Raw genomic sequence first — 12,563 nt, 5'->3', positions numbered from 1 at the left:
AGCAAGAAATCTTGCCACCCCTAGAAATCAAAATAATAGAAGTTTTGTGGTTGCTGCGACGCCAGAATCGAACTGCCTACAATCAGCATAAACAACACCGGGACCAGCAATTGCGCCGGAATGCGTGTCGCCGCTGTGCGAATTTTCTCAATCTGATCGAACGGGTGTAAGACCAGCAGGATTGCCCCCCAGATTACAGGCATGGTCGCCGCTGCTGGCCAGGTGATCCAGTCCCCATGAACAAATCCGCCAATTGCCACATCATATGCCACCGACAGATTTGGTGCACGAAAGATAACCGTCAAGAAAGACCAGACCAGAAAAGTCAATCCGATACAAAAAGCACGCTGCCAGCCACGAACCTTATTGGCATATTTCGAATAGCCGCTGGCACTTTCGATTGAAATAATCAGCCCCTGGATAAGCCCCCAGAGAACGAAAGTCCACGCTGCGCCATGCCATAGACCTGATAGCGTCATGGTCAGTATGATTGAAAGTTGACGAGCGTATTTATGCAAGCGGTGATGCAGAGGCTTGAAAACATAATCGCGCAGCCAGAAACTAAGCGTCATATGCCAGCGCCGCCATATTTCGCTTAACGAGGCAGACCCATATGGTGAGCGAAAGTTCTCTGGAAAATTGATTCCAAGCATGCCAGCAAGCGCAATCGCCATATCAGAATATGCAGAAAAATCACAATAAATCTGGATAGAAAAACCGAATATCGCAACAAGCGCCTCCCAGCCGGAAAGCGTTGCGTGCCCGGCATAAGCCTGATCAACAAAAACACCGACTGGATCAGCGACCAGTACTTTCTTCAGCATCCCCGTTGTAAACAACGCAAGATTAGACACAAACGCAGCGCGATCCAGCCGCAGTTGCGGCAACTGCGGCAAAATGTGATGAGCCCGCAATATCGGACCTGCGATCAGATGCGGAAAGAAGGTCACATAAACCGCTGTTGACCAGAATCTTGGTGGAGTTTTCCCAGGCTGCCGCGCCGTATCAACCATGTAACTGACGACAGAAAAGGTTACGAAAGACACAGCAAGCGGCACGGTCCAGCCAAAATGCGGTGTTTCAAGCCCTGTTAACGCCGCAACAGACTCCAACAAAAAGTCCATATATTTGAAAAACACCAACGGCATAAATGCTAAAATAAGCGCGACAGTCAGCCAGCCTTTATCGCGCCAGATCAATTGTAAAAGCAGCCAACATCCGACCACCATTCCAACAAGCAAAATAAGATACGGCGGATACCACCAAGCATAAAAGAAAAGACTGGCCAAAGTAACATAAACCAGCCGCAAACGCTTAGGGCAGATCGCAAAGAAGGCACAGAATGCGACAAAGAAAATCAGAAACGATGGCAACTGAAAGAGCATCGCAACCTATTCCTTCGAACGCGCAAGTTCCGGCACCAAGAGATCGGCAAAGATTTGGAATGCCTTTGCATTCGGATGCACATCATTTGAGGCAACCCAGTAGCTTTCAGCAGGGGCAGCTTCCATCACTGGCAAAGGATCGACGAGGACCCATCCCCGTTTTTGGATCTCTGTCGCCATCACACTATTTATAAAGCCGAAACGATACGGATCAAAACTGTGAGGTTCAGGTACCAAAAGAACAATGACACGATATCCATGCTCTTCCTGATCCTGCATAAGCCGGTCCATCGCACTGTCCATCGCGGCCTTTCCGGGTCCGCCACCCCAAACGGCTCGATAGGAATCTACCAGCCCTTCTTCGCCCGAACCGGAACCGGTAGTCATTTCAACAAAGGAAACGATAAGTGCATATAGCTGGCTGTGGCGGACCAACCATCCCGCTTGATCAGTTTTCTGGATGATCGGCGCCCGGGCCGTCGCCAGCAGGATTACAGTATCAGGATGAATTTTTTCACTATATTCCAGCCAATGTTGAACGGTCTGGGACATATTCATGTTGCCAACACCGGTCGTCATGACTTCGACGTCTGGTCCCAGACGCTCGGCAAGCTGGCCGCGCAACGTGTCTTTTTCCGGCACCCCCCAGCCCATTGCGATCGAATCCCCGACAATGACCACACGTTCTTTATCTCGAGTGGTCAGGTCGGGCTCTGGTCCGCGCATACCGAGTGAATTGATGGAAACCTCCACCCCTTGCAGACGCGCAGAGGCACCGGGGATATGCTCGTGACCGATTGCCGGATCTGAACTTTCCCGCTTCAAAAGCGTTGCATAGCGCCACATCTCGATAAGATAATTGTTCTGATCAGCTGTGGCGATCCTCACCAGGACTTCCCCAGCCCCACAAGCAAGGGCCAAACCACACAGGATCAGTACCAAACTGGACAGAAACCGTCCTGCTAAAGTTTTTTTAATCGCCATAGATCAGAATACTGCGTATACAAACGGCGCCCAGCTGGCATTTCCCAGCACGACGAAAACCACCGCAAATATTAAAATCAGCAAAGAAAACGGAATTAAAATTAATCGCGATTTCTTACTAAACAGAAATCCGAAAAGATCACTGAGAAATCTCATTCCTGCTCCACACAGTACGCTATTTTTCTACAACAGGTATTAGCCAAAAAACCCTATTTTCCGCAATAAATTTATTGTCCTTTCCATATACTTAAACACCTGAAACAAACAATGTAACACGGCCTTCGGGAGGGCGCTTGATGTCAAACAGGATTTTTGGTTTCATCTGGTGTGGCATTTTAATGATTGTAGCATTTCTGCCGCTGCGCCACGCGGAAGACCCTCGCTGGATATTCGCTGTAGCATCGGTTGTACTCGCATGCGTCTCCGTAATCATCCCAAAGGCATTGTCTCCCCTTAACCGGGGATGGACTAAATTTGGTGCCTTTATGCACATCGTGATAAGCGAGACGGCGCTTTTTATTATTTATTATGCCTTCATCACGCCTGGGGGGCTGCTTCTCAGAGTTTTCGGATGGCACCCTGTGTCAAAGACATTTGATCGACGCAAGGAAAGCTACTGGAAGCCCCACGGCAACGAGATCACCGACTTTACTCGGCCATACTGATTACGAACATGCAAATTCTTGGACTGTCCGCCTATTACCATGATAGTGCCGCTGCACTTGTGCGCGACGGAAGGGTCGTCGCCGCCGCACAGGAAGAACGCTTTTCGCGTATCAAGCATGATCCGGCTTTTCCAAGCAGGGCTGTACAATATTGCATGGAAATGGCTAATAATTCCCCCATCGACTATGTTGTATTCTATGACAAGCCATTCCTGAAATTTGAACGAATTCTTGAAACTTATCTCAGCTTCGCCCCAAAAGGATTTGCAACTTTCCGTGCTGGTTTGCCGGTATGGGCGAAAGAGAAACTATTTCAACGTTCTCTTCTACTAAAGGAATTGAAGGCGGTCGCACCAGGTCGTTTTTCTTCGGAGCAACTACTGTTTTCCGAACATCACCTCAGTCACGCGGCGTCCGCTTTTTATCCGTCGCCGTTTGAGGATGCACTTGTCATTACCATGGATGGCGTCGGTGAGCGATCGACCACTTCTGTCGGAATTGGCAATGGCGCGGATTTGCAAATCTTGCGCGAACTTGATTTTCCTCATTCTCTTGGCCTGCTTTATTCGGCATTTACAACCTACACAGGGTTCAAGGTTAATTCTGGCGAATACAAACTGATGGGACTCGCTCCCTATGGCCAGCCACGTTTTGCTCAGACGATTTTAGACAACCTGATTGACCTTAGACCGGATGGAAGCTTCCGCCTTGATCAGCGTTATTTCAGCTATTGTACTGACCTGAAAATGTTCAATACACGGTTCACTGAATTGTTTGGGGAACCTGCCCGCCGCCCGGAAGCGCAGCTTACACAATTTCACGCCGATATAGCTGCCTCGATACAGCATGTAACGGAAACGGTTGTGCTAAGCATCTGTCGTGCCATGGCAAAAGAAACCGGGCAGAAGAACCTTTGCCTGGCTGGCGGGGTTGCGCTTAACTGTGTGGCCAACGGGAAAATTGCCGCGGAAGGACTGTTTGAAAATATCTGGATCCAGCCCGCTGCCGGTGACAGTGGAGGTGCAATTGGCGCAGCCTTGGCTGCCTCGCATCTGCACCTTAAACTTCCTCGTAGCCCATTAAAACCTGATGGAATGGCGAGCTGCGCCCTTGGCCCGGAATTCTCGCAAAGCGAGATTGAAGACATATTAAACCACGAGGGAGCAAAGTTCTTAGTAGTCCCTGACAACGAACTTTGGCAGGACACAGCAACAGCACTGGCTAACGGAGAAGTAACGGGCTGGTTCCAAGGACGGATGGAATTCGGCCCACGCGCACTTGGGCAACGCTCCATCCTTGCCGACCCACGTGACCCGGCCATGCAAAAGAAGCTGAACCTGAAGATAAAGTTCCGGGAGAGCTTTCGCCCCTTTGCTCCGAGCGTTCTCGAAGAGGATGCAGCGGATTGGTTTGATTTATCATTCCCCGCTTCCCCTTACATGCTGATGGTAACTACGGTTTCAGAGAAACACCGCAACATCGGCGAGCAAGAAGCGCAGGCTCGTGACAATATCATAGATATGGATATTCCGCGCAGTGACATTCCAGCCGTTACTCATACGGACTTTTCCGCGCGCCTTCAGACTGTGAGCCATCAAGACAACCCGCGTTATTACGAACTGCTACAGGCATTTAAAAAGACAACCGGCTGCCCTATCCTGATCAACACCAGCTTCAATGTCCGCGGCGAGCCGATTGTCGCCACCCCGGCAGAGGCGTTTCGCTGTTTTATGGCGACGGATATGGATCGACTGGTGATTGGCAACTGCGTACTTAAGAAATCTGAACAAAACCAATCGCTTGCAACCGAGTACCATCTTCATCAGGAAGCAGACTAAAATGAAGAATAAAAACGAGGCAAAAACCAAAATCTACGTCGTCTGCACGCGGTTTTTCCAAATTTTTATTGTCCTATGCCTAGTCGGTGGATTTGCGGATATCACAATCCCGATCATCGAATACTCTATGTCTGCAATTGAAAAAAAAGTTTCTGAAACTCAAAGGCCTTCGGTGGTTGAACCAGGCTCTGTAAACGACATAGTTGAAAAATGGCCCGCTCTGTCTGTCTCCCGCATGCCAGGTATTGAGGGCGCACTAAAGGAATACCATTCTGCGAAAATCAATATTTCGGCGGATGGAATGCGCTCTAATGGCCCACTTCCCCGCCAAGATGTAAAATCAACAGTGCTGCTTTTGGGGTCATCTCCAGCATGGGGCTATCGGATTGCAGATCACCAGACATTATCGGCGCACCTAGAGCGGAATCTGATAAACACTCGAGTAGAAAACTATGCTGGACTTGCGCAGAACCTACGCGGGAATGTTTTGCGTTGGTATTCTTTAAGCCAAAACGAAAAAAAACCTGATCTTGTTATCATTTCAGGTGCAAGTACTGATATCGGATTAAATTGTTCTGCATTTTACAACATACAAAACAACAGGAACAATAACCACGACAGCAAGAATCTTTATTACAATTTGTATAGAAAATTCTGGAAAGGTGATATCGAAAAACACGAAGACTTCATCTGCGATTCAGAATTAAACCAGAACTTGGCAGTACAACAATCTATTTTAGCTGTAAAAAACGCGGTAAGTTTTGCAAGGCAACAGGGAATCCCATTTTACCTTGTATATTTACCAACACCATATGACGGATATGATCCAAACGATCCAATAATGGATATCAGAAACATCCACAGCCACCTATCCACAAAGCAACATGTTTTTAAGCTTTATCATGAAGCTTTAAAGGAGATGGAAGTCCCAGAGCTTATCGACCTGTCACAATTTTTGCCTGCAGATGGAACTTACTTTCTGGATAAAGGCTCACATTTATCAGAAAACGGTAACAAACTAATTGCTGCCAAAATATCAGATCGAATTCGTCAGGATTTTCCATCTATTTTTGACTAATTATTCTCGACTTACTTAACTGAATATTCTCTCAAACGAAAACAAACAGCTTTCTAAATTCGACAAAATCCTTCTGATATCGAAATTAGATAATTCTACTTTAAATCAACTCAAGAAAAAAGACCATCGCTTTGCACCAAATAACAAGACGGCAGTCTTTTTTTGAGTTCTAATTGTTGGTCGACCTGCCCCCCAAGCAATCAATCAAGTTCGCGTTGGCGAATGGTGTCGCGGCCGGCCTGTTTGGATTCATACATCGCAATATCCGCACGGGCGACAAGCGAATCAACCGTGTCATCAGGTTCGGCAATTCCCAGTCCGATGCTCAGGCTAAGCTGGAGTTCTTCGTCACCGGCATGGAAATCGGACTCGCGCACGCGATCGGTCAGGCGCTGAAGATATTTGAGCGCCCCGGCTGCCCCGGTTTCTGGCATCAGGATCAGGAATTCTTCATTCCCCCAGCGCGCAATGATATCGGTGTCACGCATCAGGGCCGAAGAAACCTTGGCGAACAGCTTCAATGCCTTGTCGCCGGTATCGTGACCGTAATCATCATTAAGTTTTTTGAAATTGTCGAAATCCAGAAGCCCGACAACGAACTGCTTGCCGTAGCGTTTGGTGCGTTCGAGTTCGGATTTCAGGCAATCTTGCATATAGCGCCGGTTATAAAGCCCGGTCAGACTGTCACGGGTTGCAAGATGTTCAAGTTCCTTTCGCGCGGTTTCAAGCGCATGCAAATCCGCCACACGGGCAATGGCATGACCAAGCCAGGATGCAAACAGGCGAACCAGTTCGATATCTTCGCCGGTAAAGGGACGGGTCGGCTGCGGGCTTGAAAAGTTCAAGGTCCCGTAGCGTTCGCCATCAACCATGATCGGCGCACCGAGATAGGCCTCAAGCCCGAAATTCTGATAGCAGGGATGCGTTTTGATGTCACTTTCACCGACATGATGGAAACCGCAAACGTCATCGGCCTGAACCACATGGGCGCAATAGGTATTCCCAAGTTCAAAACTGGTCCCCGGCGTCAGGGCATTTTCCGGATGCAGGGCCTGCTGAATCTCGTATTGGTCGTCGATGATCTTGCTGAAAATGCCAATCGGCAGACCGAAATGCCCGGTTCCAAGCTTCAGGATTGCATCAACACGTTGTTCAAAATTCAAATCACGCGATGACGTGATCCGGTGCAACGCACTCAGGGCGTTTTCGGTTGCCTTCTGGTGTGCTGTTTCATTGGCTGCCCCCGTGACCGCACCTTTTTGTTCTGTATTCATTATCTCACCAAACGTTGCACCATTTACCACCAAAGCCGCCCGTCGGCGATGGCGCGCATCAGAAACGTAGCTTTAGGCCAGCCCCCTTAACGAACAATTACCGGCCCTGCCCTATTAAGATTAGACCCGTATCATACCTATGAATAGGGGTTCCGTCCCGAAGATCTGCATCAAACAACCAAACCGGCCGTTTGGCGTGATCAGATACCCATCGCGTTTTTAAGGGCACGCACGCGATCAGGGGCCACCCTAACACGGCCTGCCCCATCGTCTTTTGCTGCGACATCGGTCTTGCATGATGCATGAAGCTCGTGCGCGCCGGATTTGTTCAGGATGTCAGCAGCATTCACCGACGATACCCCCACCCCCGGAAGAATGACGATGCGCCCGGCCGCCCGTTCAGTCAGCGCCGCAATCCGGTCAATACCGGTGATGGCATCGGGTGCACCACCACTTGTCAATATCCGGTCAAACCCAAGATCGATCGCCTGTTCCAAGGCTCCGAACTGATCATGCACTTCGTCAAAGGCCCGGTGCAAGGTGACTTCCAAGCCAGCAGATTCGGCCATCAGATCGCGCAAGATGTCAGTATCAAGCTGGCCCGCATCATCCGTTGCCCCAAAGACAACACCGGCCGCCCCGCACGCACGGGCCATTGCGATTTCGTGCTTCATGATCGCGCAATCGTTGGCGTCATAGCAAAAATTGCCCGGACGCGGACGGATCATGACCATGCATGGGGCCTTGATGTTGCCGATCATTGCCAGCGCCCCGGGACTTGGCGTCAGCCCGCCCAGTGCCAGTGCAGAACAATATTCAATACGATCAGCACCCGCATCAACGGCCAGCACCGCGTCCTGAAAACTTTCAACACAAACTTCAAGTACCCGGCCAGCAACCCGATCCGGTGTTTCCGATAAAGTCATTTCCGCTTAAACCCCACCCTGCGCGGCTGACGGGCTTTGATTGGCATGCAGCATTGCCGCACCGCGCAGACCGCCATCCTTGGCAAAATGACCGGGAACAACCAGCCGATCATCATAACGCCCCAGCACACGGTCGCGAACCAGCCCATCGATCCGGGCAATCAATGCCGGTTCTGATGCCATTCCGCCACCGACCGGAATACAGTCCGGATCGATGACATTGACCATCAGCGCTAATTCGCGCGCCACCAGTTCGCAATAGATTTCAACCGAACGGCTGGCCACGGCGTCGCCGGTCCGCCAGGCATCGGTAATGTCGAAACTCGACGCAGGATTGCCACTGATCTGACGATAGATATGTTCAAGACCGCGTGCCCCGCCCCAGGCATCAAGGCACCCGGTCTGCCCGCAACCGCACACCACCGGTGCCAACCCGTTGCGAATAAGGGTACCGGTCACGTCATTGCCATGCCCCCATTCGCCGCGTATGCCACTGCGCCCGCCGATGAATTCACCATTCACGACGATCCCGCCACCAACCCCGGTGCCCAGGATAATGGCAAAAACCGTGTGTGCATCTTTGCCCGCACCGCTGATGGCTTCGGCCAGTGCAAAGCAGTCCGCATCATTTTCAACCAGAACATGGCGGTTCAGAATTGCTGAAAGTTCGCTTGCCAGTGACCATCCCTTAATCGCGGGTATGTTGGCAGAAATCACGGCACCGGTCTGTGGGTCCAGCCCGCCGGCAAAGCTGATGCCGATATCGGGACGGCTACCAAATTCACGATCTGCGTCGTCGATAACATCACGGATGGTTGCGACGAACGCGTCACGATCATCCCTTGGCGTCGGGGTTTTGCTATGAAGCAGGACTTCACCCGCCTCACCGAACACACCAAATTCGATTTTAGAACCACCAATATCAAAGGCGTATTGCATGGAGTTTACCCCGTCATCCTGATTGATATGGGGATACACCAGTAAGTGCCGGGCAGCAAAAAGAAACGGCACATGCCCGATTGGACATGTGCCGTCGAAAATCAAATATTCCGATACAATCAGCCGCGCAGACGGGCGGCAAGATCATCATATGCCGGCATCTGGTCAACCGGCCCAAGGGCGGTGATGGTTGGTTTGCCATCCAGAAGCGCTTTGCCGGAACGGCGAACACTTTCAAGATCAACCCCGTCAATCTTGGCGACGATTTCTTCCATGGTTTGCGGGCGGCCGAAAATCTGGATCTGACGGGCCAGGGTTTCACAACGACCGGAATTGCTTTCCATCGCCATAACCACAGATGCCTTGAGCTGTGCACGCGCACGCGTGACTTCTTCTTCGGTCAGATCATCTGTCGCACGGACCAGCTCGTCACACATGACCGGCATCAGTTCGCCAATATCATTGGCCCCGGTCCCCGCATAGATCGAGAACAGCCCCCCATCAACATAATGCGACGAGAAACTATAGACCGAATAGACCAGACCGCGCTTTTCACGGATTTCCTGGAACAGGCGCGACGACATGCCCCCGCCCAGAAGGGTATTGAACACCTGAAGGTCATAGAAACTGTCATCGGTGTAGGACACGGTCGGAAGACCGAAGATCACATGCACCTGTTCAAGTTTGCGGTTTTCGATCCGGCTGCCGCCTTCGTATTTGAGCGGCTCGATTTCATGTTCTTCATAGGCAGGCAGGCTGTCGAATTTCGACGCCACCATATCGACGACACGGTTATGTTCAACTTTTCCCGATGCCGAAAACACCATGTTCTTCGGGCTATAGCGGCGCGACATGAAGTCAAATAAATGATCGCGTGTCAGCGACGATACATTTTCCGGACTGCCCAGGATCGAACGGCCCAAAGCCTGATTTGGCAGGGCGGTTTCCTGGAAATAGTCGAAAATGATGTCGTCGGGGGTATCGTTGGCCTGACCGATTTCCTGCAAGATCACCTGACGTTCACGTTCCAGTTCCTTGGCATCCAGTGTGGAATGCTGAAGGATATCGGCAATCACATCGATCGCCAGTTCCTGGTCTTCGTGCAGGACCTTGCAATAATAGGCCGTATTTTCACGCGACGTATAGGCATTCATCTGCCCGCCGACAGCTTCGATTTCTTCGGAAATCTGAAGTGCGGAACGCCGGCGCGTGCCCTTGAAGGCCATATGTTCAAGCATATGGGAAATGCCGTTGATATCAGGTGTCTCGTTACGTGCACCAACATCAACCCATGTACCAAGGGCGACAGACTGCACATGGTCAAGGCGGTCCGTCGCGACAATCATCCCATTGTCAAGCTGGGTAAGCTCGACTGTCATATAGCATTACTCCTGTTTTTCACGTCTTTCCCGATGTCTGCGTACCTTCAGGCCGCACGCCGGTTTTTACGGACATGCGCCATCAAGGCCGCCACATCATTGGACATGGGTTCGACCTTTTCTGGTCGGTCATATAGATCAGACAGACGCGGCGGCAAGTCCGGGTAGATACCCGATGCCTGCTTTACCGCGTCGGGGAATTTCGCCGGATGCGCGGTTGCCAGTGCCACCATCGGCACCGACTTGTCACGATTGCATTCACGGCCCGAAACAATGCCGATCACGGAATGCGGATCAACCAGTTCACCACTGGTTTCAAGGATGTCCTTGATCGCGGCCTTGGTCGCATCATCATCCAGACGGTAACCGTCAAAATGTTCACGCGCACGGGCAAACTGCCCCTGCGACATTTCCATCACACCGGTTTCACGGAACTTGGTCAGCATTTCGGCGATTGCCAGACCATCGCGGTCATACAGGTCAAACATCAAACGTTCAAAGTTCGAGCTGACCTGAATATCCATCGACGGGCTAAGAGACGGTTCGACACCTTCCATCTTCATCACACCGCTTTCAAAGAAGCGGGCCAGAATGTCATTGCGGTTTGCACCAACAACAAACTGCTTGATCGGAAGGCCCATCTGCATCGCGGCATAACCAGCATAGACATTGCCAAAGTTGCCCGACGGCACAGAGAACGAAATTTTGCGTTCCGGCGATCCAAGCTGCACACCCGCCCAGAAATAATAGGCGATCTGGCACATGATGCGTGCCCAGTTGATCGAATTGACCGCGGACAGGCCAACTTCATCCCGGAAGCCGTGATCATTGAACAGCGCCTTGACCAGATCCTGACAATCATCAAACGATCCTTCGACCGCGATGTTGTGCACGTTGTCAGACAGGATGGTCGTCATCTGACGACGCTGGACTTCGGAAACGCGGCCCTTGGGATGCAGAATGAAAATATCGATATTTTCACGATCACGGCAGGCCTCGATCGCAGCAGAGCCGGTATCACCGGACGTCGCACCAACAATCGTGATGCGTTCGCCACGTTTGGCCAGAACATGGTCAAACAGACGACCAACCACCTGAAGCGCATAATCCTTGAATGCCAGGGTCGGACCATGGAACAGTTCCATCACCCAGTCATTGGCACCAAGCTGCTTGAGCGGTGCCACGGCTTCGTGGTCAAACCCGTTATAGGTATCTTCAAGAATGGCCTTAAGGGCATCGTCATCAACGGTGCCCGCAACAAATGGCTGGATCACCTTAAAGGCGACTTCGGCATATGTCAGAGTTCGCAGCGCACGAATGTCATCCTTGGAAAAGGTCGGCCAGGTTTCAGGGACATAAAGACCACCGTCACGGGCCAGACCGGCAAGAAGAACTTCATCGAACTGCAAAACGGGGGCACTTCCCCGCGTGCTGACATAGCGCACTAGACCTGCTCCTGCATAAGGCGAATACCAGTTCCGTGCGTCCGGACACAAATCGCGCCAAAACACACTCCAACGCCTGAGTTAGTGAGGGTTTGGGCCAATATAGTCAAGGGACAATCAAGCAGGTCTGCCGTGTCATACGCATTATCGCGCAAGGCATGTCACATGGCTGGCTGATATGCCGTCCTAATTGTCGATCGGAATGCCGTGTTCTTTAAGTTTGGCCTCGGCAAGGGCGGCACGCCGCACCACGGTCCGGTAGTTGCCAAGCAGGATTCGCAGGATCGCCTTGATGAAACGGTCCGATCCCGCCATCTTTTTTTCAAATGTCTGGCGGTTGATCGCAATCAGCACCGTGCGTTCGGTTGCCCGTGCCGATGCCATGCGCGGCTTGTTATCAACAAGGGCCAGTTCACCAAACAGTCCGCCGGCTTCGATCGTGCCAAGAATGACTTCCTCGTCACCATTAAGCGTCTTGAAGACTTCGACTTTGCCTTCCTGAACCACATAGGCCGCGTTTCCCGGTTTGCCTTCCCGGAAAATAACCTGATCCATGGCAAAGACCTGCCGGTCCATGACCTTCTTGTTACCGTCGGTTATTCCCATGTGACTGCAATGCCCATGACGCCTGAAAAGGGATAAGGCAACGG

The 12,563-nt window shown here is 51.3% G+C and carries 12 protein-coding genes; 3 read left to right on the top strand and 9 right to left on the bottom strand.

The genetic code is table 11. The features are described from left to right. Window positions 1-20: 20 nt before the first annotated feature. Genes CU041_RS01150 through CU041_RS21060 form a run of 3 tightly spaced genes read right to left on the bottom strand, consistent with a single transcriptional unit; the run spans window position 21 to window position 2,525 of the window. The gene (locus CU041_RS01150) at window positions 21-1,385 is read right to left on the bottom strand and encodes an MBOAT family O-acyltransferase (protein WP_101245430.1); all 1,365 of its coding nucleotides are present in this window, start codon (window positions 1,383-1,385) and stop codon (window positions 21-23) included. Window positions 1,386-1,391: 6 nt separating this feature from the next. After that, window positions 1,392-2,369, bottom strand: coding sequence for an SGNH/GDSL hydrolase family protein (locus CU041_RS01145; RefSeq protein WP_228194568.1), 978 nt, complete (start codon window positions 2,367-2,369; stop codon window positions 1,392-1,394). Window positions 2,370-2,372: 3 nt separating this feature from the next. Then, window positions 2,373-2,525 (bottom strand): DUF5989 family protein, encoded by a 153-nt coding sequence (locus CU041_RS21060; RefSeq protein WP_228194569.1) that lies wholly within the window; start codon window positions 2,523-2,525, stop codon window positions 2,373-2,375. A gap of 140 nt (window positions 2,526-2,665) precedes the next feature. Here CU041_RS21060 and CU041_RS01140 point away from each other — a divergent pair, with 140 nt between their 5' ends. Genes CU041_RS01140 through CU041_RS01130 form a run of 3 tightly spaced genes read left to right on the top strand, consistent with a single transcriptional unit; the run spans window position 2,666 to window position 5,950 of the window. Then, on the top strand, window positions 2,666-3,034 hold the full coding sequence (locus tag CU041_RS01140; protein ID WP_170310069.1) for a hypothetical protein: 369 nt from the start codon (window positions 2,666-2,668) through the stop codon (window positions 3,032-3,034). Between the two features lie 8 nt (window positions 3,035-3,042). After that, entirely contained in the window at window positions 3,043-4,872 is a 1,830-nt protein-coding gene (locus CU041_RS01135; protein ID WP_101245428.1) for a carbamoyltransferase family protein, read from the top strand. Between the two features lies 1 nt (window position 4,873). Then, on the top strand, window positions 4,874-5,950 hold the full coding sequence (locus CU041_RS01130) for a hypothetical protein (RefSeq protein WP_101245427.1): 1,077 nt from the start codon (window positions 4,874-4,876) through the stop codon (window positions 5,948-5,950). Window positions 5,951-6,150: 200 nt separating this feature from the next. On the opposite strand, the gene CU041_RS01125 is transcribed toward CU041_RS01130, so the two are convergent. From CU041_RS01125 to CU041_RS01100, 6 genes are all read right to left on the bottom strand, one after another. Continuing rightward, window positions 6,151-7,224, bottom strand: a complete 1,074-nt coding sequence (locus CU041_RS01125) for a sensor domain-containing diguanylate cyclase (RefSeq protein ID WP_101245426.1) — start codon at window positions 7,222-7,224, stop codon at window positions 6,151-6,153. A 200-nt stretch (window positions 7,225-7,424) separates the two neighbouring features. Then, complete coding sequence (locus CU041_RS01120) at window positions 7,425-8,150, bottom strand: copper homeostasis protein CutC (protein WP_101245425.1); 726 nt, start codon at window positions 8,148-8,150, stop codon at window positions 7,425-7,427. A gap of 6 nt (window positions 8,151-8,156) precedes the next feature. Then, window positions 8,157-9,089 (bottom strand): ROK family protein, encoded by a 933-nt coding sequence (locus tag CU041_RS01115; protein ID WP_101245424.1) that lies wholly within the window; start codon window positions 9,087-9,089, stop codon window positions 8,157-8,159. A gap of 119 nt (window positions 9,090-9,208) precedes the next feature. Beyond that, window positions 9,209-10,468: a M16 family metallopeptidase gene (locus CU041_RS01110; RefSeq protein WP_101245423.1), complete on the bottom strand. Its 1,260-nt coding sequence runs from the start codon at window positions 10,466-10,468 to the stop codon at window positions 9,209-9,211. A 47-nt stretch (window positions 10,469-10,515) separates the two neighbouring features. Next, window positions 10,516-11,913 (bottom strand): threonine synthase, encoded by a 1,398-nt coding sequence (thrC, locus tag CU041_RS01105; RefSeq protein ID WP_101245422.1) that lies wholly within the window; start codon window positions 11,911-11,913, stop codon window positions 10,516-10,518. Between the two features lie 186 nt (window positions 11,914-12,099). Further along, window positions 12,100-12,519: a cyclic nucleotide-binding domain-containing protein gene (locus tag CU041_RS01100; RefSeq protein ID WP_101245421.1), complete on the bottom strand. Its 420-nt coding sequence runs from the start codon at window positions 12,517-12,519 to the stop codon at window positions 12,100-12,102. Window positions 12,520-12,563: the final 44 nt, after the last annotated feature.

Origin of the sequence: Thalassospira povalilytica, from assembly GCF_002844235.1 — a bacterium.
Lineage (GTDB): Bacteria > Pseudomonadota > Alphaproteobacteria > Rhodospirillales > Thalassospiraceae > Thalassospira > Thalassospira povalilytica.
This window is presented reverse-complemented; position numbering and strand designations above follow the sequence as displayed.

Coding starts and splice junctions, on each gene's coding strand:
- CU041_RS01150 (WP_101245430.1), bottom strand. CDS start 1,385: ATGCTCTTTCAGTTGCCATCGTTTCTGATTTTCTTTGTCGCATTCTGT.
- CU041_RS01145 (WP_228194568.1), bottom strand. CDS start 2,369: ATGGCGATTAAAAAAACTTTAGCAGGACGGTTTCTGTCCAGTTTGGTA.
- CU041_RS21060 (WP_228194569.1), bottom strand. CDS start 2,525: ATGAGATTTCTCAGTGATCTTTTCGGATTTCTGTTTAGTAAGAAATCG.
- CU041_RS01140 (WP_170310069.1), top strand. CDS start 2,666: ATGTCAAACAGGATTTTTGGTTTCATCTGGTGTGGCATTTTAATGATT.
- CU041_RS01135 (WP_101245428.1), top strand. CDS start 3,043: ATGCAAATTCTTGGACTGTCCGCCTATTACCATGATAGTGCCGCTGCA.
- CU041_RS01130 (WP_101245427.1), top strand. CDS start 4,874: ATGAAGAATAAAAACGAGGCAAAAACCAAAATCTACGTCGTCTGCACG.
- CU041_RS01125 (WP_101245426.1), bottom strand. CDS start 7,224: ATGAATACAGAACAAAAAGGTGCGGTCACGGGGGCAGCCAATGAAACA.
- CU041_RS01120 (WP_101245425.1), bottom strand. CDS start 8,150: ATGACTTTATCGGAAACACCGGATCGGGTTGCTGGCCGGGTACTTGAA.
- CU041_RS01115 (WP_101245424.1), bottom strand. CDS start 9,089: ATGCAATACGCCTTTGATATTGGTGGTTCTAAAATCGAATTTGGTGTG.
- CU041_RS01110 (WP_101245423.1), bottom strand. CDS start 10,468: ATGACAGTCGAGCTTACCCAGCTTGACAATGGGATGATTGTCGCGACG.
- CU041_RS01100 (WP_101245421.1), bottom strand. CDS start 12,519: ATGGGAATAACCGACGGTAACAAGAAGGTCATGGACCGGCAGGTCTTT.